The 24,788-nt window shown below is 67.7% G+C and carries 22 protein-coding genes; 4 read left to right on the top strand and 18 right to left on the bottom strand.

The features are described from left to right. Positions 1 to 25 precede the first annotated feature (25 nt). Entirely contained in the window at positions 26 to 952 is a 927-nt protein-coding gene (locus HV766_RS07430; RefSeq protein WP_175180879.1) for an alpha/beta hydrolase, read from the bottom strand. Between the two features lie 179 nt (positions 953 to 1,131). On the opposite strand from HV766_RS07430, the gene HV766_RS07435 reads away from it, so the two are divergent. Beyond that, on the top strand, positions 1,132 to 1,650 hold the full coding sequence (locus HV766_RS07435) for an O-acetyl-ADP-ribose deacetylase (protein ID WP_119451185.1): 519 nt from the start codon (positions 1,132 to 1,134) through the stop codon (positions 1,648 to 1,650). Between the two features lie 39 nt (positions 1,651 to 1,689). On the opposite strand, the gene HV766_RS07440 is transcribed toward HV766_RS07435, so the two are convergent. The 10 genes from HV766_RS07440 to HV766_RS07485 form a co-directional block, all read right to left on the bottom strand. Next, positions 1,690 to 4,737: an autotransporter family protein gene (locus tag HV766_RS07440; RefSeq protein WP_175180880.1), complete on the bottom strand. Its 3,048-nt coding sequence runs from the start codon at positions 4,735 to 4,737 to the stop codon at positions 1,690 to 1,692. 320 nt (positions 4,738 to 5,057) lie between these two features. Beyond that, positions 5,058 to 5,837 carry an SDR family oxidoreductase gene (locus tag HV766_RS07445; protein WP_175180881.1) on the bottom strand — a complete coding sequence of 260 codons (780 nt, stop codon included), beginning with the start codon at positions 5,835 to 5,837 and terminating at the stop codon, positions 5,058 to 5,060. Next, positions 5,834 to 7,378 (bottom strand): class I adenylate-forming enzyme family protein, encoded by a 1,545-nt coding sequence (locus tag HV766_RS07450; RefSeq protein ID WP_175180882.1) that lies wholly within the window; start codon positions 7,376 to 7,378, stop codon positions 5,834 to 5,836. Before HV766_RS07450 ends, HV766_RS07445 begins: the two co-directional genes overlap by 4 nt. A gap of 24 nt (positions 7,379 to 7,402) precedes the next feature. Next, entirely contained in the window at positions 7,403 to 8,290 is an 888-nt protein-coding gene (locus HV766_RS07455) for an ABC transporter permease (RefSeq protein ID WP_175180883.1), read from the bottom strand. 1 nt (position 8,291) lies between these two features. Next, a complete protein-coding gene (locus tag HV766_RS07460) occupies positions 8,292 to 9,263 on the bottom strand; it encodes an ABC transporter permease (RefSeq protein ID WP_119451537.1) in 972 nt (323 codons plus the stop codon). A 9-nt stretch (positions 9,264 to 9,272) separates the two neighbouring features. After that, on the bottom strand, positions 9,273 to 10,916 hold the full coding sequence (locus HV766_RS07465) for an ABC transporter substrate-binding protein (protein ID WP_175180884.1): 1,644 nt from the start codon (positions 10,914 to 10,916) through the stop codon (positions 9,273 to 9,275). 28 nt (positions 10,917 to 10,944) lie between these two features. Continuing rightward, positions 10,945 to 11,394: a PaaI family thioesterase gene (locus HV766_RS07470; protein ID WP_054454625.1), complete on the bottom strand. Its 450-nt coding sequence runs from the start codon at positions 11,392 to 11,394 to the stop codon at positions 10,945 to 10,947. Then, positions 11,391 to 12,404: a quinone oxidoreductase family protein gene (locus HV766_RS07475; protein ID WP_054454624.1), complete on the bottom strand. Its 1,014-nt coding sequence runs from the start codon at positions 12,402 to 12,404 to the stop codon at positions 11,391 to 11,393. Before HV766_RS07475 ends, HV766_RS07470 begins: the two co-directional genes overlap by 4 nt. A 30-nt stretch (positions 12,405 to 12,434) precedes the next feature. Then, positions 12,435 to 13,544 (bottom strand): DUF2817 domain-containing protein, encoded by a 1,110-nt coding sequence (locus tag HV766_RS07480; RefSeq protein WP_175181065.1) that lies wholly within the window; start codon positions 13,542 to 13,544, stop codon positions 12,435 to 12,437. Next, positions 13,544 to 14,413, bottom strand: coding sequence for a VOC family protein (locus HV766_RS07485; RefSeq protein ID WP_175180885.1), 870 nt, complete (start codon positions 14,411 to 14,413; stop codon positions 13,544 to 13,546). Before HV766_RS07485 ends, HV766_RS07480 begins: the two co-directional genes overlap by 1 nt. 347 nt (positions 14,414 to 14,760) lie before the next feature. Between HV766_RS07485 and HV766_RS07490 the strand changes: the two genes are divergently transcribed. Together HV766_RS07490 and HV766_RS07495 are read left to right on the top strand one after the other, a co-directional pair. Continuing rightward, complete coding sequence (locus HV766_RS07490; RefSeq protein ID WP_175180886.1) at positions 14,761 to 15,111, top strand: VOC family protein; 351 nt, start codon at positions 14,761 to 14,763, stop codon at positions 15,109 to 15,111. A gap of 6 nt (positions 15,112 to 15,117) precedes the next feature. Then, a complete protein-coding gene (locus HV766_RS07495; protein WP_125470407.1) occupies positions 15,118 to 16,047 on the top strand; it encodes a CysB family HTH-type transcriptional regulator in 930 nt (309 codons plus the stop codon). On the opposite strand, the gene HV766_RS07500 is transcribed toward HV766_RS07495, so the two are convergent. From HV766_RS07500 to HV766_RS07525, 6 genes are all read right to left on the bottom strand, one after another. Continuing rightward, positions 16,031 to 17,401, bottom strand: coding sequence for a 3-deoxy-D-arabino-heptulosonate 7-phosphate synthase (locus tag HV766_RS07500; RefSeq protein ID WP_175180887.1), 1,371 nt, complete (start codon positions 17,399 to 17,401; stop codon positions 16,031 to 16,033). The genes HV766_RS07495 and HV766_RS07500 overlap by 17 nt on opposite strands. A gap of 68 nt (positions 17,402 to 17,469) precedes the next feature. Then, positions 17,470 to 17,955 (bottom strand): GlcG/HbpS family heme-binding protein, encoded by a 486-nt coding sequence (locus HV766_RS07505; protein ID WP_054454605.1) that lies wholly within the window; start codon positions 17,953 to 17,955, stop codon positions 17,470 to 17,472. A 141-nt stretch (positions 17,956 to 18,096) separates the two neighbouring features. Then, positions 18,097 to 18,705: a response regulator transcription factor gene (locus tag HV766_RS07510; RefSeq protein WP_119451527.1), complete on the bottom strand. Its 609-nt coding sequence runs from the start codon at positions 18,703 to 18,705 to the stop codon at positions 18,097 to 18,099. 17 nt (positions 18,706 to 18,722) lie between these two features. Then, positions 18,723 to 20,159 (bottom strand): sensor histidine kinase, encoded by a 1,437-nt coding sequence (locus HV766_RS07515; RefSeq protein ID WP_175180889.1) that lies wholly within the window; start codon positions 20,157 to 20,159, stop codon positions 18,723 to 18,725. Positions 20,160 to 20,223: 64 nt separating this feature from the next. Next, entirely contained in the window at positions 20,224 to 21,384 is a 1,161-nt protein-coding gene (locus HV766_RS07520; protein WP_415823437.1) for an HPP family protein, read from the bottom strand. 92 nt (positions 21,385 to 21,476) lie between these two features. After that, entirely contained in the window at positions 21,477 to 21,929 is a 453-nt protein-coding gene (locus HV766_RS07525) for a MarR family winged helix-turn-helix transcriptional regulator (protein WP_054454602.1), read from the bottom strand. A gap of 80 nt (positions 21,930 to 22,009) precedes the next feature. Between HV766_RS07525 and HV766_RS07530 the strand changes: the two genes are divergently transcribed. Beyond that, entirely contained in the window at positions 22,010 to 23,797 is a 1,788-nt protein-coding gene (locus HV766_RS07530; protein ID WP_175180890.1) for a chloride channel protein, read from the top strand. On the opposite strand, the gene HV766_RS07535 is transcribed toward HV766_RS07530, so the two are convergent. After that, positions 23,783 to 24,676 (bottom strand): LysR family transcriptional regulator, encoded by an 894-nt coding sequence (locus tag HV766_RS07535; protein ID WP_175180891.1) that lies wholly within the window; start codon positions 24,674 to 24,676, stop codon positions 23,783 to 23,785. The two genes, HV766_RS07530 and HV766_RS07535, sit on opposite strands and share 15 nt — an antisense overlap. Positions 24,677 to 24,788: the final 112 nt, after the last annotated feature.

Here is a 24,788-nt window from a genome sequence, read left to right on the forward strand (position 1 = left end):
GCGCAGGTTGGATCTCTGTATTAGGTCAACGCACCGGCAGCAGATATCTCAAGGCCTGCATAAAGCCACGCGGCGCCACGGTGAGATGGTCCTCGTCATTCAGGACCACGGACTTTAGTTTCAAACCTGGATATTTCCGGCTTTGCAGCGCCGCCTCCAGCGCCCGGTTGTCGGCGACCATGTCCACCGTCTGGTTGTAGCGCCGGTCGCCTTTGCGCAGGGCTTCGTAGGCGCCAACATAAAGAAAGACATTCGCCGTCAGGTCCCGATGCTGCTGGGCATGGCCCGCTTCCAGCTTCAAGGCATGCCTTTTGTCGTACCAGAGGGACGGGCTGCCGAGGACATAGCCGTTGAACATGCCGGGCTCGGTGAACAGGATCTGCGTCCCCAGCAGCGCCCCATAGGAGTGGCCGAGAAAGAGGGCTCTGGCCGGGTCGGTCCGGTAGCGGGCGGTGATGTAAGGCTTTACCTGATCGCGCAGATACGCTTGATAGGCCCGCGCCTGACCATGGACCGCATTGGCCGGCGCGGTGCTTGGGCCGTTCGGTGTAGGCGTGTAGTCGCGCTGGCGGCTGACTCCGCCATCCTCGCCTTTGCCATATGACAGGCCGACAAGAATGAACTCCTCGATCCGCGGTCCTTCCACGTTCAGGCGGCGCGCCAACTGCCGGATGATAGGGAAGGCATAGTCGGCATCGGTAACATAAAGCACGGGGTAGCGCCGTTGCGGCTGCTTCGCATAGGACGGCGGCAAGGCGACGTAGACCTGATAGCCGCGGCCCGACACGGGATCGGGCACGTCCCAGACTTCGCTATCGGCCATTTCGTATGGGCGACCCTCGCCAGATTGCATCTTGGGCGTCGATTGGGCCTGGGCTTGCGTCGGGCCGCCATGTAGGCCGAAGCTGACGAGGAGGGCAATCAACAGGGCATTCAGAAGGCGTCGTTGCATGGGGGAAGGCTCGGCAGCCTGCAAGTTTGAGCACATGAAGTGGGCGGAATTGTAGACTGGCACCATAATCCCGGTCCGTTGCCGCCAGCAGACGTGACGAGTTCCTCAAACTTGCTGCCAGGAAGATCGCCCTGCAAATGCGCCGCGGCGACGGCGTTCGTACCTCAAGGAGCAAAATCATGGCCACAACCCTGCGCGCAATCCGTTCAGACATCACGAAGCTCGAGGTGGACGCCATCGTGAATGCCGCGAACTCCTCATTGCTGGGCGGCGGCGGCGTCGATGGCGCCATCCATCGCGCGGCGGGCCCGGATCTAGTGCATGAATGCAGATTGCTGGGCGGTTGCAAGACGGGGGACGCGAAGGTGACCAAGGCCTATCGCCTGTCCGCTCAATACATCATTCATACGGTGGGGCCGGTGTGGCGGGGCGGGGACGGCGGAGAACCGGCGCTGCTGGCCAGCTGTTATCGCCGATGCATCGAGCTGGCGCAAGAAAGAGCGGTCAAGTCGATTGCGTTCCCCAGCATCAGCACGGGGATATATGGGTACCCCATTGAATTGGCGGCGGAGATTGCCGTCAAGACCGTGCGTGAAAGCCTCGCTGGGGATTCTTCCGTCCAAGAGGTGATTTTCTGCTGCTTTTCTCCGGAAGACCTTCTTCAGTATGAGCGCGTCTTGAATCGGCCGACTGTTTAGCCAGCCGATTCCATCCAATGTCTTCCATTCACTCCGGCCTCACCACGTGTATTTCACGCCGATACGGCCCACGTACTGATGGTAGTCTTGCGCGCCCCAGCTGCCGGAAGCATTGACCCATCCTGTCCAACCCTTGGTGAAGTTGGCATGCACGCCCAGCTTCAGTTCATACCGGTCCTTGGGATAAAGGTCTCCGATGGGTAATTGATTGAAAGACACGGAACTGTCGACGTTGCTGTGCCACCAGTTCACGGTTGCGAAGGGTTGGGCCTTGCGGTTGTTGCCAAGGTCAAACGTGGTGAAGGTGCGTACCCCAAGGCGGGTAATGGTCCCGTTCGAATCGGCGCGGTCTACCCGGGTGCCGTTCTGTTCGGTGATGCTGTCGGTGTTGCTGTCGACATAGATGATTTGAGCCTGTGGTTCCAGCGTCCAGTTTTCCCGTAGCTTGAATGCGTAGCCGGCCTCCGCCGATATCGCCCAAGCTTGCGAGTCGTAGTCCACGCGCGGCAGTTCGGCGCCTTGCACCCGGTTGTTGAACCAGCCGTATTGGAACCAGGTGTCCACGTAGGCGCCCAGCTTGGTCTCGTCGTTTTGAAACCATGTGCCGTACACGCCTGCGCTATAGCCGTTGACGCGGCCCTTTGCCTTGTAGGGGTTGCCGTCGGCGCGGGCAGTGCTGTCTGCAGTGCCGTATCCGAGCATGGCTCCGAGGTGCAGGCGATCGGTCTCTGAAAAGAGCTTCCATTGCGCAAGATCGCCGCCGCCCTGCAACAGGAAAAGGTCGGTGCTGACGTCAAAATTGCCGTCACGGCTGTGGCTTCCTTCCCATTTTCCGGAGGTGCGCAGCCAGATCGAATTGCGCTTGCTGCCATCGACTGCGAACGGTTGCGATTCGATGAATTGAGGTTCACCCAAACGGTCGTGCATGCTCTGCACGAACATCTGCCCGACCAGGCGTTGGTTGGCGAGGTAAGCCGCGACTTCGGGCCGATATAGGGGCTCGGGCTCGGGCTCTGGGTCGGGCGGCGGAGGCGGCGGCGGCGGGGGAGGCGGCGGCGGTGGAGGAGGCGGCGGTGGAGGAGGAGGCGGCGGTGGAGGAGGCGGCGGTGGAGGAGGCGGCGGGGGCGGTGGCGCTTCCTTTTCAGACCGCAAGTACCAGCTCTGATCGGTCGGCGCTGCGGCGCTTCCCTGATAGAGCCGATACTCGTAGGGGCCGGCCACTGCTCGGCCGGACAGCGCGAACGCACCCGCGCCGGATACGCCGCCGTTGACCACTTCGACCACTTGAATCCCGCTTGCCGTCGTCAACGCGCCGGGGCCGCCAGTGTTCTTTATGCGTAGTTGCGATGTGCCAGTGGCGCTGCCGCCATTGACGATGAGCTTGTCCGACGGGGAACTGTCATCTCCCAGGTAGGTATTGAGCGCGATGGTGCCGTTTCCGCCGTAGTTGCGCGTCGTGACGGTCTTGTAGCTGCCTGCTTGCGGGGCCGTGAAGTCGATGAGGCTGTCGGTATTGACCAGGTTGGTGAGGTTGGAGTTTCCCGTCACCTGCCAGGTGCTGTCATTGCTCATGGAAAGATTGGTCGTGCTGCCAGGCTGCGTCAGCACGCGCCCCTGGATCAAGGTGCCGCTGGCGCCGATATCCGCAGTCGCGGCGGCAGTGGCGCCGATGTTGATGGCGGCATTGCCGCCGGTGACGGAGGAGCCGGTCAAAGACACGATGGCGGGCCCCTCCGACAGGTGTATGCCGTCGGCTTGGGCTGAGGAGATCCTGGAATCCACAAGGGTGTAGGTCTTTGCCGCGGCGCCCGCCGTCCCGGTCAGGTGCAAGCCCTGGGCGTTTGCGCCTGCGGTTTGCAGCGTCGCGCCGGTGGCGCTGAAGCGCGTGGCATTGACCGACACGCGGACCGCATCGGCGTCCGCGCCCTGGGTGTCGACCAGGGTACCCGTGTCGCCGTCGCGGCCCAGATTGACCGTGCCCCAGCCCTCGACGTGGATGCCGTGCGCCGCCAATCCCAGCGTGCTCACCCTGGTGCCGTTGATGTTCGCCACCGCGCCGGACTGGGTGCGCACGGCCACGGAACGGTCGGCGAAGGTCAGGATCTGCCCTCCATCCACGGTCGCGGGCGGCCCGCCGTTGACGAACAGCGCAAACGAGCCGGCGGCCAGCGTGCTTACCTGCGTGTCTTTCAACGTGGCGGTGCCGCCGTTGACGTACATGCCGTAAGTGCGGTCGGACTGGATGGTCATCCCATCGGACTGGAAGATGCCGTTGGTAAAGACATAGACGCCGATCGCGTTTTGTGCGCGCACCGACGTGCCGGTGCCCATGAATTTGCCGTAGTCCTGTACCAGAACGCCGTATGCGGTCGTGCCTTCGGTGGTGATCGATCCGTTTGTGGCCGTGAGTTCACTGCCGTTCTGGAGGACGTGGGCGCCGTACGCGGTCGTGCCCTTGGTCAGAATGGCGGTGTTGTAAAGGTTGGCTTTGGCGCCTTGCCACACCTCGGCGCCTTTGGAGCCGTTTTGCAAGGTGGTCAGCGTCGAGTCCCGCAGTATGGTCGTCGCGTCGGCGCCATAGGTGCGCAGGGCATGGGAATCGGCGAAATCCGTCGTGACATATACGTTCGAACCATCGAACTGTGACGGGAGACCGGTAGACCCGACGTTGTAGATCCCCCGAACGCTGCCGCCGGTGGCATAGACATAGACGCCTCCCGGTCTGACTATCAACTGTCCGCCGCTTCGGACATACAAGCCGTCAATGGCATTGCCGTTGACGCTTATGCGGATGGGTGTTCCGTCGCCGAGCGAGGGGTCCAGGATAGCCAAGCCGCCCTGGACCTGAATGCCCGTACCACCTAAAGGTGGGGGATAGGGCGGGATGGGCGTGATGACGGTGCCGCCGACAAACGTCTTTTCTTCGCCGGTGACGACCCGAAAAGGGGTGGTGTAGGTGCCTTGCGGGATTATCTCCGCAAGCGTCGCCGAGCCGCTGAGCGCCGCGGCAAGTCCGATGGCGACACGAGCCGCGAGGTTCGGCGATTGAAAAATGGGGGGGACATTTTCATGCTCTGCGCATTTCACTAGCGGCTCCTGCCAGGGGAAACGTGACCGGAAGTCAATCTGGACGCCGCAGGAACATCGATGCGCCGTCTTTCGAGCAGACACAACATGAACGCCATGGAACCCTACTACTACTTTTTGCCTAGTGCAAATGGGAGTTGCGTAATTGCACGAGTCGATTCGCGTGCAGGCCCGAGCAGCGGTTTCGATAATGAGGCACTGAGGGCACGCCGCGCTGGCGCAGTGAATTCCTTGGAACTAGGGAAAACCACTATTACGAATCGCCTGCATCGCGGTCGGTCCGCTGCCGAAGGAAGACGCCATATTGCCGGGATCCGAGGCTACAGCCGCTGCCCGCCCGTCGCATCAATACGCTGCCCCGTGATCCAGCGCCCCTCACGCGACGCCAGAAAGGCGACGATGTCCGCAATGTCCTCAGGCTGCCCCACGCGCCCCAATGCAATCGTCTGGGCGATGACCTTGCTCTGCTCCGGATCGCGTGCGCGGGCATTGAGGTCCGTGGCCGTGGCGCCGGGCAGGACGGCGTTCACGGTAATGCCGCGTGCGCCCAATTCGCTCGCCAGCAGCAGGGTCAGCGCTTCCAGCCCAGCCTTGGCCGGCGCGTAGACGCTCATTTCAGGATAGGCGGCGCGCGTGCCCATGGAGGACACGTTGACGATGCGGCCATGGTCGCGCAGGAAAGGCAGGGTCTGCTGGATCAGGAAGAAGGGGGTCTTCAGGTTGACCTGCAGCACCCGGTCGAACGCGTCAGGAGTGACTTCCGGCAGGCGGGCGCGCAGGCCCACGCCGGCGTTGTTGACCAGGATGTCCAGGCCGTCGTCGGCGTAGCGTTCCTTGAGCGAGGCGCGCAAGTCCCGCGCCAATGCTGCGGCGGCGTCCGCCAGCGCCAGGTCGGCCTGCAAGGCCCAGGCTTGGCCGCCAGCTGCCTGGATCTGGCGCACGACCTCGTCGGCGGCATCGCCAGCGCTGTTGTAGTGCACGGCGACGCGCGCGCCGCGCCGGCCCAGGGCCAGCGCGATGGCGCGGCCGATGCCGCGGCTGGCGCCGGTCACGAGCGCGGTTTTGCCCACGAGGCTGTCGGGGAATTCAGTCTGGCTCATGCCGTTTCCGTTTCGGGTTGGGTCCACGCATGCTGCGCTTCCAGTTCGCGCGCGGCAAGCAGCAGCGCGTTGCGGTCGATCTTGTTGGTGCCGGCCCAGGGCAGTTCATCCACGAAGCGGATGCGCCGCGGATGCTGGTAGGCGGGGCCATGCTCGAGCGCGTGGCGCTTGAGCGCATCGGCATGCAATCGGCTGCCGTCGCGGCGCACGACGAAGGCGACGGGGATATGGCCGCGTTCCTCGTCGGCCAAGGGCACCACGCAGCTCTGGCGCACGTCGGGGTGCGATTCCAGCAGTTTCTCGACCTCGACGGGATAGATGTTCTCGCCCGAGCAGACAAACATGTCGTCGGCGCGGCCCACGAAGTAATAGAAGCCGTCGGCATCGCGCCGCAGCACGTCGCCGCTGTAGTACCAGCCGTCCTTGAGCACCTGTGCGCTCTTTTCCGGGAGGTTGTGATAGCCGGCGAGCACTGCGGGGTTCTTCATCAGCAGCACGCCCTGGTCCGGGCCAGGACCGTCAGCGAGCCGCACCTGGGTGGGATCGAGCGGGTAGCCCAGCGCCAGCGCGGGCGTGGGCAGGCCGTCGGGATGCGGGCCAAACACGGCGGGGCCGGCCTCGGTGGTGCCGTAGCCGTGGGTCACGCGCACGCCGGGCAGGGCGCGCTGGATGCGTTCCAGCAGCGCCACGGTCATGGGGGCCGAGCCCAGCATGACGCGGCTCAGCGCCGACAGGTCGCGTCCTTGCAGCAGAGCCGGGTCCTTGACCAGTCGCGCGAACATGGTGGGCACGGCGGTCAGGACGGAGATGCGGTAACGCTCCAGCGCGTCGGCATAGGCGGCGACATCGAATGAAGGCTGGATCACCAGCAGGCTGTTGCTGGCGAAGGCGCGCTTGGCCATGAACAGGCCGTTCATGTGGAATAGCGGCTGGGCCAGCAGGTATCGTTCCTGCACGCCGGCGCGGGCGACGACGGCGGCGGAGGTGGCAGCCAGCGCCCACAATTGGCCGCGATGCGTGAGCGGCACGCCCTTGGGCTTGCCGGTGGAGCCCGAGGTGTACAGCATCTGCGCGATGTCGTCGGCCTGCGGCGTGACGAAGCCGAAGTCCGTGGGCGCGATCTGCGCGGCAAAGCCTTGCGGACCGGCGTCGTCGAAGTCCAGCACCGGCACCTTGGCTTCGAAGGCGGCGCGGCGCGGGCCGTCCACCAGTGCGAGCGCGATGCCGGCGTCGCGCAGTACATAGTCGATGTTCTCTTGCGACTGCTTGATGTTGACGGGAACGGCCACGTAGCCCGCCCGCATGATGCCGAAATAGGCGATCAGGTACTCGGCCCGGTTCAGCGCGGCGATGGCGACGCGGCTGCCCGGCGCCAGGCCGCGCGCGGACAGCCAGGCGGCCACGCCGCCCGCCAGCAGGCGGACCTGGGCGTGGGTGTAATGCCGCGGCGTGTCGGACTGGCGCAGGTCGATGATGGCGGGCAGATCGGAAGACAGTTCCGGGTCGGCCAGATGGCCCAGATTGAGCAGGGAATGCGTCATGGAATTTTCCGGAAAGAATGCGGCTCAGCGCTTTTGCAGCTTGGGGTTGAGCGCGTCGTTCAGGCCGTCGCCGACCAGGTTCAACGAGAGCACGGCCAGCATGATGGCCACGCCCGGCACGGCGCAGATGTACCAGGAAGAGCGGATCAGGCTGCGGCCTTCGCCGACCAGCCGGCCCCAGCTGGCGATGTTGGGGTCGCCCAGGCCCAGGAAGGACACCACCGATTCGTAGAGGATGGCGCCGGCCACGACCAGCGAGGACATCACGATGACGGGAGGCAGGGCGTTGGGCAGGATTTCCGCGGCGACGATGCGCAACGGACTCATGCCCAGCGCGCGGCAGGCCTGCACGAACTCGCGTTCCTTGAAGGACAGGAACTCGGCCCGGGTCAGGCGCGCGATGGGCGGCCAGGACACCAACCCTACGGCCAGTGTGATGTGTTCGATGCGCGGCCCCAGGATGGACACCACCGTCAGCACGAACACGACGTTGGGAATGATCTGGAACAGCTCGGCCACGCGCATCAGGCCCTCGTCGACCCAGCCGCCGGTCCAGGCCGCGGCCGCGCCCACGCTCACGCCGATCAGCGTGGCGGTGGCCGCGGCCACCAGGCCGATCAGCAGGGTGGCGCGCGCGCCGTGGGCGATCATGGCGGCGATGTCGCGCCCCATGGAGTCGGTGCCCAGCGGATGACGCCAGGATTCGAACGGCCAGACCTCCGGCGCGGCGACGATGCGCAGCGGGTCTGTGGGATATAGCCAGCCTGCGCCCACCGCCAGGAAGGCGACCAGGACGAGCAGCGCGGCGCCCGCGACGGCGCCCCGGTTGCGCGCAAAGCGCGCCGCGAACGAGGCGTGGCGGCGGCGCGATGCCGCGGGCAGGGCAGGGGCAAGAGTGGGGGATGCGGACATGTCAGGCAGCCTTGATGCGCGGGTCCAGCCGCGTGTAGATCAGGTCGACGGCGATGTTGGCGATGATCACCACGAAAGAGCTGAGCACCAGGATGCCCAGGACGACGGGATAGTTGCGGCTCATGACGCTGTCGAACAGCACGGCGCCGATGCCGGGCCAGCTGAACACCGCCTCGACGACGATGCTGCCGCCCAGCACCGCGCCCAGTTGCAGGCCCAGCAGCGTCACGATGGGCAGGAAGGCATTGCGCAGCACGTGGCGCAGGACTACGGCGTTGCGCGTCAGGCCCTTGGCGTACGCGGTGCGCACGAAGTCCATGCGGCTGACTTCCAGCATCGAGGCGCGCATCACGCGGGCATAGGCGGCGGAATAGAACAGCCCCAGGGCCAGCGCCGGCAATGCCAGGTGGTGCAGCACATCCAGCGCCTGGCGCCAGGCGCCGCCGGACAGGCCGATGGTCACCATGCCGCCCACCGGAAACCAGCCCAGCTTGACCGAGAACAGCACGATCAGCATGATGCCCAGCCAGAAGCTGGGCGCGGCAAAGCACAGCACGGCGAACACCGACACCGCGCTGTCCCACCAGGTGTTGACCTTGACGGCCGACACGATGCCGGCCGCCATGCCCACCAGCACCGCGATGGCGAGGCTTGCGCCCATCAGCAGCAGCGTGGCTGGCAGGTGCGCCAGGATCACGTCCAGCACGGGCAGGTTGTGGCGGTAGGAATAGCCCAGATCGCCGCGCGCCACGGAGCCTATGTACTTCAGCAACTGCACGGCGGGCGGCTGGTCCATGCCGTAGGTCACGCGCAGGCGCTCGATGAGCGCCGGGTCGGTGACCTGCTGCTCGGCCGTCATCACGTCCAGGAAGGTGCCGGGCACGGATTGGATGAGCGCGAAGTTCAGCACCACCACGCCCAGCAGCAGCGGGACAGCCTGGGCCAGCCGGCGCAAGATCAGTCGGATCGGCATGCGTGCGCCTCAGGCCTGCAGCCAGACGTCGGCCAGGGTTTCGCCCTGGACGTTGGCGCCGGTGGTGAAGTTGCGCACGTTCTTGCCGGCCAGCGTGAACGACTGGATCTCCACCAGCGGCACGTGCGGCACGTCGGTCGAGGCCAGGCGGGCGAACTGGTGCGCAAGCGTTCGGCGCGCGTCCGGGGCGGTCTCCTGGGTCAGCTTGGCGACCAGCGCGTCCATTTCCGGGTTGGAGTAGCCGGTGGCGTTGCGGAAGGCGGCGCCCTTGACGATGCCGTCGGTGGTGTAGAACTGGGTGACAGTGGGCACCAGTTCCAGCGGCGAGGTGAAGTTGGAGACGGCGATGTCGTAGTCGTAGTCGCCATAGATGCGCTTGAGCGCCGTGGCGCGGTCCACGGAATCCAGCTTGACCTCGATGCCCACGTCCTGCAGCGCCTGCTTCAGGTACTGGCCGAGCTTGGCGTTCTCCTCGAACCAGGCGGCGGCCACCAGGTTCACGGTGAAGCGCTTGCCGTCCTTCACCGGCAGGCCCGCGGCGTCCAGCAGCGCGGCGGCCTTCTTGGGGTCGAACGGGTAGCGCGGCACGTCCTCGGTGTAGAACAGCGGGTTGCTGCTGAAGACCGGCGCGATGGCGGGCTTGCCGCGGCCGTAGTAGATGGTGTCGACGATGAACTGGCGGTCGATGGCGTGCAGGATGGCCTGGCGCACCTCGCGGCGGTTGACGATGTCGCGGCGCTGGTTGAATTCGGCGGTCACGGTCCAGGCCGAGTTCTGGTAGCCGCGCGTGTCCACCACCACCTTGCCGGTCTTGAGCAGGCGGTCGATGTCGCGGGCAGGCACCGGGTTGGAATAGGCCAGGCCCAGCTCGCCGGCCTCCAGCGCGGCGCCGCGCGTGGCGGGGTCGCCCCACCAGCGGATGATGAGGCGGTCCAGGTTGGGCTGGCCGGCATTCCAGTAGCTGTCGTTGCGCAGGTATTCGACGTGGCTGCCGCGCACCCACTTGCCGTACTTCCAAGGGCCGGTGCCGACCGGCGTGTTGTTCAGCGGGTTGGTGATGATGTCGCGCCCGTCGTACAGGTGTTTCGGTATCAAGAGCTGGAACTGGCCGGCCAGAGTGGATTTCAGGAAGAACTCCGGAACCGGCGCGTCGAAGTTCAGCACCACGGTCAGCGGATCGGTCGCGGTCGCGCCGGTCAGCGACTTCAGCGCGATGCCGGCGGAAATCGGCTTCCAGTGCTGCAGCACGTTGTAGACCACGTCGGCGGACGTGAACGGCGCGCCGTCGTGCCAGGTGACGCCTTCGCGCAGCTTGATGGTGTAGCTGCGGAAGTCTGCGGCGGGCGTCACGGACAGGGCCAGCGCGGGTTGGAACTTCAGGTCGGCATCCAGCTTGAGCAGGCGTTCCAGGATCTTGGTCGCGGTCTGGAACGGGCTGGACCCGCCGCCGCCGGGCACGAACAGGGCCTGGGGCTCCAGGCCGCCCCAGCTGGCGACCAGGGTGCCACCTTTGCGGGCGGGGCCGGCGTCGGCGCCGGGCTGGGCAGTCGCGGCCAGCAACGCCTGGGGCGCGATGCCCAGGCCGGCGGCCAGGCCGCCCGCGGCGGTACGGGTAAGGAAGGCGCGCCGTCCGGGGCGCTGCGCGGTGGTCATGATGGTGTCCTTGAAGATGAGAGCCCGCTCAGCCCTGGGCGAGCGTGGCGTAGGTGGCGCGGCCGATGGCCACCAGCGCACCCTGGTCGTTGTAGAGGTCCACGTCGGCCACGCCCACGCTGCGGCCGTTGCGGCGCACGCGGGCCACGGCGGTCAGCGCGGTGTTGACAGCGGGACGCAGGTAGTCGACGCGGAAGTTGATGGTCGGCAGGCCGCGGCCCAGCAGCATGCCGACGGCGAAATCGCCGACGGTGTCGATCACCGCGGCCAGCGGGCCGCCATGCCATTGGCCGCTGGCCGCGCCGCGCTCGAATTCCGGGCGCATGGGGGCCAGCACGGTCAGTTCTCCCTGTTCATGGTTCACGTCGCGCACCGACAGGCCGAGCCAGGCGATGAACGGCGAATCGTCGAACCTGGCCTGGATGGCCGCGGCGTCAAGGGTGGCAGCCGGAGCCAGCGCCTTCGGGTTCGCGCTCATGCCGACACCAGCACTTTGCCGACGATCTTGCGATCTTCCAGCGAGGCCAGCGCCTGGGCGCCTTGTTCCAGAGGCCACTTGCGGTCCACGTGGACGCGCAGCCGGCCGTCGCGCACCAGCGCCAGCAGCTCGTGCAGGTCCTCGCGTTCCCAGCCGTTGGAGCCGCGGATCTGCAGCTCGAAGGTCCAGATATAGCGCAGGTCTTCCTTGGGATCGAAGCCCGCGGTCGCGCCGCAGGTCAGCAGGCGGCCGCCCAGGCGCAGGCAGCGCAACGATTTGACCCAGGTGTCGCCGCCCGTGAAGTTGACCACCACGTCCACGCCGCCCGGCTTGCCGCTGCGGCGGCGCGACGGCTTGCCGAAGCGCTCCTGGACCGCCTTGAGGAAGTCTTCCTCGGTGTACAGAATGATGTGGTCGGCGCCCAGGGCGCGCAGCGTCTCGGCCTTTTCGGGGCTGCCGGCGCAGGCGATGACTTCGGCGCCAGCCAGCTTGGCCAATTGCACGGCGCACACGCCCACGCCGCCGCTGGCGCCCAGGATCAGCACCTTTTCGCCTGGCTGCACCTGGCCGATGCGGTTCATCATGCGCAGGGCGGTGCCGTAGGCCACGGGCAGCGCCGCCGCCTGATCGAAGCTGACCTCGTCGGGCAGACGCAGCAGCTGGTGCGCCGGTACGCGGCACAGTTCGGCCAGGCCGCCATGAATCGTCTCGCCCACCAGGCCGCCATCGACCCGGTCTATCGGGTCCACCAGCACGCGGTCGCCCGCCTTCCAGTCGCGCACGTTGGCGCCGGTCTCAACCACCACGCCGGCCACGTCCAGGCCGATGATGACGGGAAAGGGCAATTTGATACCGGGCATGCCGCGGCGAGTGAACACGTCGTGGTAGTTCAGGGACGAGGCCCCGACGCGGATGACCACGTCGTCGGGACCGGCAACGGGATCGGGGAATTCGGTTTCCAGGCGCAGCTTGTCGGTGCCGCCGTGTTCACGCAAAACAATGGCTTTCATGAGTCTCTTGATGGATGGGTAGGGAAAGAATCACCACGCGGCCAGGCCGGCGATGGCCTGGCGCGTGATCTGCAGGCCGTGGGCCACGACATTGCGGCGCCAGACGCTGGACACGGGTACGAAGGCATCGACCAGATCCGCCCGCAACTGCGCATCGCGCGCGGCGTCGGGCGCGGCCGGGGACTTGAAGCGCAGCCATTGGTCCAGCCTCAGGGCCGGCCGCATCTGCAGGCCGCGCGTGCCGAATTCGACGACTGCGCCGGCCAGCGGCCGCTGGCCCAACGCTTGCTGTACGCCACGGAACACCAGTCCCTGGTAGTCGGGACGGGCCAGGCCGTGCGGGCGCTGCCCCAGTATGCGATCCGCGCCCCACCAGGCCGCGGCTTGCGCCTGCTCGGCGCTGCCGTCGGGGTTGAAGCACAGGAAGAAGGGCTCGCCGTATTCGCCGATGCCGGTGTGCCAGTCGATGAAGGCCACCCGTTCGCTCGCGCCCAGGTGCTCGTCGACGATGCGGCGCAGCGTGCGGTTGGACCATTCGGGGCCGTTGCCGCCATAGACCAGGCCGTCCGGGTGCGTGTACTGGCCGCTGGCCGTGACGTTGAAGAGCGCGTCCGCGCCGTGCTCCTGGCGGAAGCGCTCCAGCGCCTCGGCGCCGGCGTCCAGCGCGGTCTCGGTCCAGTGCTGCGGGATCAGGTGCGGATGCAGGCTGGCATAGTGCGGGTTGGGCGGTGCGGCCCGGGTGTGGTCGATGAAATTGCGGTTCAGGTCGACATTGTTTTCGGTGGTGCGCGTGTCGTGCGCATAGCCGTAGGGATTCAACGCATGTACCAGCACCACGTTGACGTCGTCCGGCAAGGGCAGGCCGCCGTCCGCCTGCAGCCACGCGAGCTGCACCGCCGAGCCGGCCGCGCCTTCGAGGCCGTGGGTGCCGCTGATGGCCAGATGGGTGCGGGCGGCGCCGGGGCGGCCCAGCACCGCGACGTCTACGGTCAACGGCCGGCCCTGCGGGTCGCGCGCCGTGGGATGTTCGTGGCGCGAGAGCGCGGCGCCCCGCGCCGCGGCGGCGGCCACGAAGGCCTCGCGCGCTGTTGCGTAGTCGGCGGAAAAGCAGGTCCAGTAGTCGGGCAGGGGCTGGCCCATCATGCCTCCTGCACGAAGACTTGCAGTGCGCCGGCAGCATGCTCGGGCGCCACCGCCAGTTCGCCCTGCGCGTTGGTGCGGTACGGGACCTCGTTGGCGTCGAGCCACGCGCGCGTCTGCCCGATATCGCGAACGCCGATGACCGATCCCGCGAACCAGCCGCCCTGGCTGCTGGCGGGCAGGCCAGCTGGCACGCGCACATGGGGGAAACGCTGCTCGAAGGCGGCGGGCGCGAGGAAGTCGATGCGCAGGCTGCCGCGCCGCACTTGCAGGCCCTGGTCAGGAAGCTCGCTGATGGCAATGGGGCCCAGCACGCGTTCATACGCGGCGCGCAGGGCGCGCGGCTCGGGATGCACGGCGATCAGCGACTCGATGCGGCGGGCGCCGTTGGCATGATCCTGCCATTCGGGCCGGTAGACCAGATGGCGCGTGAGATGGCCGCAGGTGAAGAAGTCCGGCACCGCGAAGAGGCCCGCCGGAAACTGGGTGTTGTTCCAGGCCGCGTCCTCGCTGCCGGCGGGCAGGTGCACCGGACGGCCGCCGCGCTGCGGCGCTTCGGCGTCTATGCCCAGGCGGGCAAGCTCGGCGTGCACGGCGCTGCTGTCGGTGGTCTGCAGCGCGACGGAGACCGGGCCTTCATAGGCGTCGTCAAAGCCCGCAAAGCGCGACTGCTCGCGCAGCTCCGGCGGGAATGCCAGCAGCTCCAGGTAATTGGCGTCCAGGATCAGGGTCTGGTTGCGCGTGCCGCGATGGTGGCGGCCTTGCGGCGCCAGGGCAAAGCCCAGCTTCTGGTATTGGGCGGTTGCGGCCTGCAGGTCATGCACCCGGATGATGTAGTGGTCCAGTCCGGTGACTGAGGGTATGGACATCGCGTTTCCTGAATTTGCTTGACGGAAGCGTGCAGTCTGGCCGAAGCGCAGGCGGGCCAGAACGATTGAATTCGCATGTGGATATTTGTTTTCTGGTCGCGCGGGGATGGGGGTGTGCGCATATCCATATCTGCAGGACGCAGCATGAAAGGATGTTGGATGCATGGGGCTTGAAATCGCCGCAACCCACCGCGCCCATCAGGGGACGCCGTGAGTTCCGCTTCGGACATATGCAAATGAGCGCCGCGCCTTAGGGTTTCAGGCTATGTAGAAGCAACGTATACCTCTTTGTCTGACCCTGTCCGCGGAAACTAGAATTTGCGCTGTTCCATGGTTGGCGGCAGGACATGTCCACTATTCTTTCTATCGGATCGGTGCAGCTTTCCTTTCTTGCTGGGCGGCAGGCTGAGGTCCGCGAGTTTTATCGGCACGTGATCGGTCTTGACGAAGTGTCCGGCATCGACGGACAGCGGCTGCTGTTCACGCTGGGCGATGCAACCCTCTCGTTGTCGCCGGTGGAAAAGGTCAGCCGCGGCGTCAGGCCGGACTATCTGGCGTTCAGGACGAGCGCCTATGACGAGGTGCTGGCGCGGCTGAGGCAGGCGGGTTTCGATCCCGTGTGTTCGCTGCCGCAGGCCGAACCCCGCGTGATGTACGTGAAAGATCCGTCCGGCAATCAGCTGGCTTTCCTGGGCTGAGGCGCGATGAACTTCCAGCAATTGCGTTCCGTGCGCGAGGCCGTGCGGCAGGACTTCAACCTGACCGACGTGTCCGAGAGCCTGCATACGTCCCAGCCCGGCGTCAGCCGCCAGATCCGCGAGCTCGAGGAAGAGGTGGGCGTCGACATCTTCGTACGTTCAGGCAAGCGGCTCATCGGTCTGACCCCGCCCGGCGAACTGATCCTGCCCCTGGTCGAACAGATCCTGCAATGCGCGGACAACATCCGCCATGCCGGTGCGGAGTACGCCGACAGCAGAACAGGCGTGCTATCGATCGCTGCCACCCATTCGCAGGCGCGCTACGCCTTGCCGCCCGTCATCAAGGAGTTCCGCGAACGCTATCCTGAGGTGGTGCTGCATATGCATCAGGGCTCGCCCAAGCAGGTATCGGAAATGCTGCTGGAGGGCGAGGCCGACATCGGTGTGGCGACGGAAGCGGTAGCCGACTATCCAGGACTCCTCAACCTGCCTTGCTATCGCTGGAGCCACAGCATCATCGTGCCCCGCGGGCATCCGCTGGAACGGCAACAGGACGGAGTCACGCTGTCGCAGCTGTCGCGCCATCCCCTCATCACGTACGGACGCGGCTACACCGGTCGCGCCCATATCGACGAGGCATTCGCACGCGCCGGCATCACCCCCGACATCGTCATGACGGCAATGGATGCGGACGTGATCAAGACCTATGTGGAGTTGGGACTGGGCCTGGGCATCGTGGCCTCGGTGGCCTGGGACGCCGAACGCGATACGCGCCTGTACGCCATCGACGCGCGGCACCTGTTCGAGATCAATCTGACGCGTCTGGCGATACGGCGCGGCGCCTGGCTGCGCGGCTACGCATTCGACTTCATCGAGATGTTCGTGCCGACGCTCACGCGCGCAATCGTGCAGCGAGAGCTCAAGGGTGAGGGGTGATCGCGGCCATCAGGTCATCCGGGTGCGCCATCAGTTCGCGCGCCTGGCATAGCGTCGGGTACTGCTGCAGCACGCCGGTCCATTGCGCCGATTGCAGCAGCTGTTGCCAGACCGGCTCCAAGGTATCGCGGGCTGCGTCCAGGCCCTGCGCCAGAAGACCGGCATATTCCAGGCTGGGCGGCGCGGACAGCAGCTGCATGCGGCTGGCGGCGCTGAGCAGGCGCGGGATCGCGTCTGCCGGGCCATCGCAGACATAGAGCACGGTGGTATCGAGCCGCGGGCCTTCGGCCGGCAACGCCCGCAGCGCCGCGCCGCGCAGGGGGAAGCGGCCCTGGCGCGTATTGAAGGCGTAGTCGGTCCGCGGATCGGCTTGCGCCAGCAGGCGCAGCCCGCGCAACAGGCGCGGGAAGTCGGTGGCGGCTGCGTCGGCCGAGGCCTTGGCTTCGAGAAGCAGGCACAGGTCCCAGGCCGGCGGCCCGCCATCGCCTTCCGCCTGGCGCAGCAGCGCGGCATCCCATTCGGTCTTGGCGCGGTCGGCGTTGGCGGGCATCGAAGGCGGTACGCGCATGGACGACACGGCCTGGTAGGCTGGGCTGCCATCGGCGTCGTTGAGGCGGCGTGCCAGGGCCTGGAGCGCTTGCAGCGCCTGCGCCTCGACGGCGTCGCCGCGCAACCGCGAGGCGTTGCCTTCGGCCAGGGCACTGGCGCTGCCCGGGCGCGGGCCTTGCTGTTCCCACAAGGCGCGGTAGCGGCGCACGTCGCTGTCGGTCGTCAGGACGTCCAGGCGTTGCAGATGATCCAGCGCGGGGCTGGCGAGCAGACGGTCGAGAGCGGCAGAGGCCGGCTGGGCTTCGGCGGACAAACCAAGAAGCCGGCGCGCGGCATCGGGCAGCGCCGTCCAGGAGTCGGATGCCGCCGCAGCCTGCAAGGCGGCCATGGCGTCGCGCGCGGGGCCTGCCGGCATGCGTTCAAGCTTGGCGGGATGGGCGACTGCGTTGGCGGCGGCAATGATCTCGCGGCGGTCCTGGGCTGCGCGCGCGGCCAGGGAGGCATACTCGCGCACGAGCGGCAGGCGGTGCCGCAGCAGCATGGCCTGGAATGCCGGATCGCCGTCGGACTCGCGCATGGCGTCGCGGATCAGGCGCGCCAGGGCGTCGAGAAAGGCTCGCTCGACCGCGGCCGGCGGCGCGGCGCCATCTTCGACCGACTGGCGCGCCTGTTCGATGGCGACGGCCAGAGCGGTCGCGGGCGCGGCGTCTTCCGTGGGGATGCGGGAAATGGCCGGCACGCGATAGCGCCGGGCGGTGCGGCGCAGGATGGCGTCGAGCAGGGATAGGGAGGGTGGCTGGGGCATGGCGCCCCAAGCCTACCGCGATGCCGCCGGCGCGGCAAACGCACCGCGCCCTGGCCGGCAGCGGCTTCTTACTTGAACAGCGCGGCGTTTTCCTGCAAGGCGGTGTCGGCGCATTGCGCGTCCAGGTTGCCGCCGGGTGCGCCCGCCACGCCGATGGCGCCGATCACGGCCGAGCCGGCCTTCACGGGCACGCCGCCGCCCAACACCAGGAAGCCCGGAATGTCGGTCAGGGTGGCTGCGGCGGGATTCTTCTGGACGTTTTCCAGCATCGTCAGCGTCGGGGTCTTGGCGGACGCGGCGGTAAACGCTTTCGCACGGCTGGCTTCGATGGTGTGCGGGCCGGCATTATCGGCGCGGGCGAAGGCCTTGAGCAGGCCGGCGCGGTCCACGACCGAGGCGCTCACGTTGTAGCCCTTGGCCTGGCAGGCGGCGACGGTGGCCGTCGCCAGCTTCTGCGCGTCGGCCATGGACAGGTTGCTCTCGTTGAGCACGGCGGCGTTGGCGGCGCCGGCGCAGGCGAACAGGGCGGCGAAAGCGATGAATTTGGGCGACATGTCTGTGTCCTTAGTGGGTCGGTGACAGGAACAGACAGATTAAAGATGACGGCCGATCGGCGGTATTCGGTCGGCTACGCTGGGGCCTCCGTAGGGCTACGGAGGGAGGCTGCGCAAGGCTGCCCGCAGCGTCGACAGCCTTCAGGCCAGCAGCCCTGCGTATTCGCGGATCAGTCCGGCCAGGTTGTCCGCTTCCAGCTTGGCGAAGACGTTGGCGCGGTAGGTCTCCACCGTGCGCGGCGACAGGTCGAATTCGCGCGCGATCTCCTTATTGCTCAGGCCTTGCACGACGCGTTCCAGCACATCGCGTTCGCGCCCGGAAAGCTTGTCCAGCCGTTCCTGCGCGGCCTGCGTCACGGCGAGTTTTTCGCGGCTGGCGATGTGGGTGCGCACGGCGGCCTGCACGGCGTCCAGGAAGACGTCGTCGTCCACGGGCTTTTGCAGGAATTCCATGGCGCCACCCTTGAACGCGCGGCGGCACAGGTCCACGTTGGCGTGGCCGGTCAGCATGACCACGGGCAGGTCCGATTGCTCGGCCAGCCGGCTCAGCACGTCCAGGCCACTGATGCCGGGCATGCGGATGTCCAGGACCACGCAGCCGATGGCCTGCGGGTGCAACCGGGCCAGGAAGGCCTGCGGGTCGCCATGGCCCTCGCTGCGCAGGCCGACGCTGCGCAGCAGCAGCGCCAGGCCGTCGCGCACGGCGTCGTCGTCATCGACCAGATAGACCAGCGGGGATTGTTCGAACATGGGAGAGTCCTGCGTTGTCATGCGGCGGCGGCGCGCGGCAGGCTGACCGTGAAGCAGGCGCCTGCCGGGCTGAGATTGCGCGCGGCGATGCGGCCGTCCATGGAGCCGGCCAGCGTGTCGCACAGCGCCAGGCCCAGGCCCATGCCTTGCGGCCGCGTGGTGTAGAAGGGAGCGAACAGGCGCGGCAGCGCGTCGGCGGCGATGCCGGGGCCGGTGTCGCTGACGCTGAACAGGTAGGCGTCGCCATCGGCGCGGCCTTCCAGCAAGATCTGGCGCGGTCCGGGAACGTCGGCCAGCGCATCGGCGGCGTTCTGCACCAGATTGTGCAGGATCTGCTCCAGGGCCACGCGGTCGCCCAGCGGCCGCACGCCTGGGCTGGCGTTGTGCCAGCTCAGCCGTATGCCCAGCCGGGCCAGTTCCGTTTCGCGCAGAAAGCGCAGCGACGCCACCAAGGCGTCGGGGTCCAGCGCCTCGCGCCGGGCGGGCGAGCTGGGCTGCACCAGGGCGCGCATGCGGCTGATGATTTCGGCCGCGCGCTTGGCCTGTTCGGCGCTGGCCAATAGCGCGTGGCGCACGGCGGGGCGTTCCTCTTCGTCGTCCAGCAGCCGCTCGGCGGCGCGGGTCTGGGCCAGGATGGCGGTCAGCGGCTGGTTCAATTCATGGGCGATGCCGGCGGCCATTTCGCCCAGCGTGCTCAGGCGCGCCATGGCGCCCAGGCGCAGTTGTTCCTGGTGGCGGCGGGCCTGGGCGCGCGAGCGCTGCCACGCCGCGGCGCCGGCCACCAGCAGCGCGCTGGCCAGGCCCCAGGCGAGCCAGGTGGCCCAGGGCCAGGCGCCGGGCGTCAGCGTGCGCGTGCTGCGCATCTGGAAGGGTTGGCTGGCCGCGCCCAGCGGCTTTTGCAGGGCCAGCGGCCAGCCGGGGCTGCCGGCGTCGGGCTGCTTGTCCAGCAGCCGCAGCGGGGTCTGGTCCACCGTCAGGGTGAGGTTGGCAAGGCCGGGAGGAAAGTCGGCCGCGGGTATCAGCTGGCTGGCGTCCAGCAGCAGGCTCCAGCCCGAGGGCGCCACCAGCCAGTAGCGGGCGCTGTCCACTGGCAGCGTCACCGGCCGGCCCAGGCCGCGCGCGCGGTCGACGGCGGCCGCAAGGCCCGGAGGTTCCGCCACGCTGCCGCTCCAGGCGCCGCCGGGCAGGTAGCCCAGCCCCAGCAGTTGGGGCATGGCCGGCCGCAGGCTGGGATAAAGGCGTTCCGGAGCAGGGGGATGGGAAAGGGCGGCCAGCGTCGCCAGCACGGCTTCATGCTGCACCGTTTTTTGGCTCAGCATGCGCTGCGCCACGCTGGTGCTCTGGGTGAAGCGTTCGTACTGGTCCACATAGTCCTGCCGCCCGATCCAGAGGGCGCCGAAGGAGAACAGGACCAGCCAGCAGAAGAAGGCGCGAGCGCGCGATAGGGGATTCACGCCTGAAATTATGCCTTGCGGCCAACACGGGCAGGAATCCGTAAGGCTACGGAGGGGTGGGCGCTCAGGCCGCCAGCCGCTGGGCGTCCGGGTCCGGCGCCTGCGAACTGGCCGCGAGCGCGATCTGGTACAGCGCCGCCACCAGGTCCGATTGCGTCACCAGTCCGACCAGGTTGCGCGCTTCATCCAGCACCGGCACGCAATGCAGGCTGTCCGACATGGGGCGGGCCAGCTCGATGACGGGCAGGCCGGGGGTGGCGAAGGGCACTTCGCTGCGCATGCAATCGGCCACCAGCAGGTCGGGCGCGGTATCCGCATCGGCAGCGACGGCAGCCAGCCGGGTCCGGCGCGCCAGCACGTCGCCCTGGCTGACCATGCCGGCGTAGCGGCCGGCCGAATCCAGCACCGGCAATGCCTGCAGGCGATGCTTGTCGAACAGGCGCACGGTGTAGTCCAGCGGGTCCTGGGCCTGTACCGTGACTACGTCGCGCGACATGATGTCGGCGCAATGCACGTCGCCGAAGCGGCGCACGCTGGCGCGCATTTCCGCGGCCAGGACGATTTCTTCCAGGTCTTCCTTGCTGATGTCCAGCAGCTCGCCGCGCTGCGTGAGCGCGTCGTCCAGGTCGGCCAGGCTGAAGCCCAGGCGAGCGCTGGGCGCGAGGTCGCGGGTGTTGTGGCCAGCGGCCGGGTCGGCGTGGCGGCGCGGATAATTGCGCTTGAGCGCGCCATTGAAGACCACGGCGATGCACAGCAGGATGGCGGAGTTCAGCGCCACGGGCCAGAGCGCAAAGCCGTAGCCCAGGCTGGCGACCGCGGGGCCGCCCAGCACGGCGGTCAGCGCCACTGCGCCGCTGGGCGGATGCAGGCAGCGCAAAGAGAACATGGCGCCGATGGCCAGCGCCACCGCCACGGCGGCAGCCACGCCGGGCACAGGGATGAACTGGGCGCAGAAGACGCCGATCAGGGCCGATACCAGATTGCCGGCCATGATGGACCAGGGTTGAGCGAGCGGACTGGCTGGGGCGGCGAACAGCAGCACGGCGGACGCGCCCATGGGGGCGATGAACCAGGGGCTGGCGTCGCCCAGCGCGTGGCGGCCCACCCATTCCGTGCAGAACAGGCCAAGCAGCGCGCCCAGCACGCCGTAGAGCTTCTCGCGTCCGTTGACGCCCACCGGCGCTGGCGCGAACGAGCCCAGCCAGCGCTTGATTGCTACACCCAAAACGATCTCCTCGCGCATCGATATGTCGCGGGGCGACAATTTATCACGCGAGGCAAAGCTGCGCTGCATAAGCTTATGCAGCAGGGCGTGGATCAGGCGTTGCCGGAGTCGTCGCCGATGCGGGTCAGCAGGCGCGTCAGCAGCGGGCGCATGGCGCGTAGCTCTTCCAGGTGCGAGGCCGAGAGGTCTTCGAGCATGCGCTCGGCCTTCGCGGTCAGCACGACCTCGACGCGGCGGCCGTCCTCGGGGTCCGCCTCGCGGCTGACCAGATCCAGGCGCGCCAGCCGGCCCACCAGTTCGGCGGCCGTGTGGGGCCGGATCAGGAGGCGTTCGGCGATTTCGCCCACGTACAGGCCGCGGCGGCCAGGGACGTTCTTGCGCGTGCCCTTGATGGCGAGCAGCGCCTGGTGCTGCTGCGGCATCAGGTCCAGTCCGGCGGCGGCGTTTTCGCTGAAGGCGGCAAAGCGGCGCAGCGCATAGCGGAAGTCGGCCAGGAGCTCGTAGTCCGTGGCGGTCAGCTGGGGTGGGGGCGAGGGCGGTTTCACCTGGGCGATTCTAATATATGTCGTGATACGATATATATGACATTTCGCAAATCCCTGCGCAATTCTTCCCGTCTTCGAACATGCCTCCCACTTCTTCCTCCGCCCGGGCCGCGCTGCGCCTGGGCGACTTCACCACGGACAAACGCGTGGTCCTGCTCATGGGCCTGGCCATCCCGGTCGGCCTGGCCAGCGTAGCCGCGGCCTGGGCCCTGCTGCGGCTGATCGCGCTGTGCACCAATCTGGCGTACCACCAGCAGTTCTCTTTCAAGGACCAGCCCATCACGACAGGCCACCTGGGCCTGGCTTCGGTCGCCATTCCGGTGGTGGGCTGCCTCATCATCGGCTTCATGGCGCGCTACGGTTCGGAAAAGATCCGCGGCCACGGGATTCCGGAGGCGATGGAAGCCATCCTGATCGGCAAGAGCCGCATCCAGCCCAAGGTGGCGGTGTTGAAGCCCGTGTCTTCCGCCATCTCCATCGGCACGGGCGGCCCGTTCGGGGCCGAAGGCCCGATCATCATGACGGGCGGCGCCATCGGCTCGCTGCTGGCGCAGACCATCCACCTGGACGACGGCGAACGCAAGACCCTGCTGGTGGCCGGCGCGGCCGCGGGCATGACGGCCATCTTTGCCACGCCCTTGGCGGCGGTGCTGTTGGCGGTTGAGCTGCTGCTGTTCGAATGGAAGCCGCGCAGCTTCCTGCCGGTGGCGATGGCGGCGCTGGTGGCGGCGGCCACGCGCGCCTTCGTGCTGGATGGCGGACCGATATTCGCGTATTCGGGTTCGCTGGGGTTCACGCCCGCGCATCTGCTGGCCTGCGCCGCCGTGGGCGTGCTGGCCGGGCTGGGATCGGGCGTGCTGACCTCCATGGTCTATGCGGCCGAGGACCTGTTCGAGAAACTGCCGCTGCACTGGATGTGGTGGCCGGCCTTCGGCGGCCTGGTGATCGGCCTGGGCGGCTTGATCGAGCCGGCGGCGCTGGGCGTGGGCTACGACAACATCCGCCATCTGTTGGCGGGTGATCTGGCGTTCCAGGCCGTGCTGCTGCTTCTGGCGGTCAAGGTCATCATCTGGTCCGTCGCGCTGGGTTCGGGGACCTCGGGCGGGGTGCTGGCGCCGCTGCTGATATTCGGCGGCGCGTTGGGGGCATTGGCCACGCCGTTGCTGCCGCAGGCCGATCCGGGCTTCTGGGCGCTGCTGGGCATGGCCGCAATGATGGGCGGCACCATGCGCGCGCCGCTGACCGCGACCCTGTTCGCGGTGGAACTGACCGGCGACATGGGCGCGCTGCTGCCAGTATTGGCCGCCTGCGTGTTCGCGTATGGGATGACAGTGCTGCTGCTCAAGCGTTCCATCCTGACCGAGAAGATCGCGCGGCGCGGCCACCATATCAGCCGCGAATACCGCGTGGATCCCTTCGACCTGCTCCGGGTCAGCCAGGTGATGACCACGCCGGTCCAGACGCTGCCGGCCGACTGGACGGTGGCGCAGGCCATCGCGCATTTCACGACGGCGCAGCCGGTGCATACCAGCTATCCGGTGCTGGATGCCGAAGGCGTGGTGGTAGGCGAAGTCACGCGCGCCGATACGCTGGCCTGGGCCATCGACGACGAGCAGACCGGGCGTACGTTGGCCGAGGCCCTGCAAGGCCGCGACCTGGTGTACGGCCATCCCGAGGAACTGGCCAGCCAGATCGCCGACCGCATGGCGCTGACCGGCGCCGGCCGCATACCCATCCTGGACCGGGCCAACGGCCGGCTGGTGGGCATCGTGGGGCGCAAGGACCTGTTCCGCTCGCGCGCGCGGCGGCTGCGCGAGGAAAGCCAGCGCACCGCGTACTTCCGCCGCACGCCTTCAGCGGGCGGGTGAGGCGCGCAGCTCCCACAACACGTCCAGCACGTGCCGGGTGGCTTGCTCCACCTGCCCGGCGCGGTGCGCGATGCCCAGCGGGCGCCAAAGGGCCGGCCGCAGCGCGCGCATGTCGATGCGCGGATCCGGCTGCGGCGCGGTGGCCTCGTGCGGCAGCAGCGTGGCGCCGTAGCCCGCGGCCACCAGGCTCTTGATGGCGTCGTTGTAATTCAGCTGGATGCGGGCGCGCGGGTTCAGGCCGGCGGCGGCGAACCATTCGCCCGTCAGGCGCGACAGCCGCGTGCTGGCGTCGTTCAGGATCAGCGGCCGTTCGGCCAGCCAGGCCGGCGTCAGGCGCGCGGGCGCTTTCCAGCTGGCGGGCAGGAAGGCCATGACCGGGTCGCGCCGCCAGGGGCGCAACACCAGGCCTTCCAGCGGCGGCTGGGGCAGGGCCACCAGGCCCACGTCCAGCGAACTGTCGGCCAGGCGCAGGAGCGTTTCCTGCGAAGTCAGCACAGCCACTTGCACGTCAATGCCGGGATGGTTGCGCCCCAGCGTTTCCAGGGCCTGCGGCAGCAAGTGGGCTATGGCGCCGGTGGAAGCCCCCAGCCGCACGCGCCCGGACAAGCCCTGCACCTGCCGCTGCACGTCGTCCAGCGCCTGGTCGGCATCGGCCAGCAGGCGGCGCGCGCGTTCCAGCAGGGTTTCGCCGATGGCGGTGGGGCGGACCTGGCCGCGCTTGCGCGTGAGCAGCGGCGCGCCAATGCGTTCCTCCAGGTCGGCCACATGCAGGCTGACGGTGGGCGGGGCCAGGTGCAGCGCGCGCGCCGCGTCGGCGAACGAGCCCAGGTCGGCAATGGCAACCAGGGTGCGCAGGCGGTCCAGGCTGATTTCACGCATGACGGTATCGTTCAGGAAAGCTGAATTGGATAGTCATGATATTCGACTTTTGTTATCTGCCAGTCCAGCCGATGATGGAGTCCTGCGCCCGGAACCCCTTCCGGCGCGCCTT

It is taken from the genome of Achromobacter aegrifaciens (assembly GCF_902859735.1).
Classification (GTDB): Bacteria; Pseudomonadota; Gammaproteobacteria; order Burkholderiales; family Burkholderiaceae_B; genus Achromobacter; species Achromobacter aegrifaciens.

Excerpts from the sequence above, each read along its gene's own strand:
- HV766_RS07530 (WP_175180890.1), top strand. The coding sequence starts at position 22,010 with ATGCCTCCCACTTCTTCCTCCGCCCGGGCCGCGCTGCGCCTGGGCGAC.
- HV766_RS07430 (WP_175180879.1), bottom strand. The coding sequence starts at position 952 with ATGCAACGACGCCTTCTGAATGCCCTGTTGATTGCCCTCCTCGTCAGC.
- HV766_RS07535 (WP_175180891.1), bottom strand. The coding sequence starts at position 24,676 with ATGCGTGAAATCAGCCTGGACCGCCTGCGCACCCTGGTTGCCATTGCC.
- HV766_RS07490 (WP_175180886.1), top strand. The coding sequence starts at position 14,761 with ATGTCCACTATTCTTTCTATCGGATCGGTGCAGCTTTCCTTTCTTGCT.
- HV766_RS07450 (WP_175180882.1), bottom strand. The coding sequence starts at position 7,378 with ATGACGCATTCCCTGCTCAATCTGGGCCATCTGGCCGACCCGGAACTG.
- HV766_RS07495 (WP_125470407.1), top strand. The coding sequence starts at position 15,118 with ATGAACTTCCAGCAATTGCGTTCCGTGCGCGAGGCCGTGCGGCAGGAC.
- HV766_RS07435 (WP_119451185.1), top strand. The coding sequence starts at position 1,132 with ATGGCCACAACCCTGCGCGCAATCCGTTCAGACATCACGAAGCTCGAG.
- HV766_RS07485 (WP_175180885.1), bottom strand. The coding sequence starts at position 14,413 with ATGTCCATACCCTCAGTCACCGGACTGGACCACTACATCATCCGGGTG.
- HV766_RS07510 (WP_119451527.1), bottom strand. The coding sequence starts at position 18,705 with ATGTTCGAACAATCCCCGCTGGTCTATCTGGTCGATGACGACGACGCC.
- HV766_RS07460 (WP_119451537.1), bottom strand. The coding sequence starts at position 9,263 with ATGCCGATCCGACTGATCTTGCGCCGGCTGGCCCAGGCTGTCCCGCTG.
- HV766_RS07480 (WP_175181065.1), bottom strand. The coding sequence starts at position 13,544 with ATGGGCCAGCCCCTGCCCGACTACTGGACCTGCTTTTCCGCCGACTAC.
- HV766_RS07475 (WP_054454624.1), bottom strand. The coding sequence starts at position 12,404 with ATGAAAGCCATTGTTTTGCGTGAACACGGCGGCACCGACAAGCTGCGC.
- HV766_RS07500 (WP_175180887.1), bottom strand. The coding sequence starts at position 17,401 with ATGCCCCAGCCACCCTCCCTATCCCTGCTCGACGCCATCCTGCGCCGC.
- HV766_RS07465 (WP_175180884.1), bottom strand. The coding sequence starts at position 10,916 with ATGACCACCGCGCAGCGCCCCGGACGGCGCGCCTTCCTTACCCGTACC.
- HV766_RS07455 (WP_175180883.1), bottom strand. The coding sequence starts at position 8,290 with ATGTCCGCATCCCCCACTCTTGCCCCTGCCCTGCCCGCGGCATCGCGC.
- HV766_RS07505 (WP_054454605.1), bottom strand. The coding sequence starts at position 17,955 with ATGTCGCCCAAATTCATCGCTTTCGCCGCCCTGTTCGCCTGCGCCGGC.
- HV766_RS07470 (WP_054454625.1), bottom strand. The coding sequence starts at position 11,394 with ATGAGCGCGAACCCGAAGGCGCTGGCTCCGGCTGCCACCCTTGACGCC.
- HV766_RS07445 (WP_175180881.1), bottom strand. The coding sequence starts at position 5,837 with ATGAGCCAGACTGAATTCCCCGACAGCCTCGTGGGCAAAACCGCGCTC.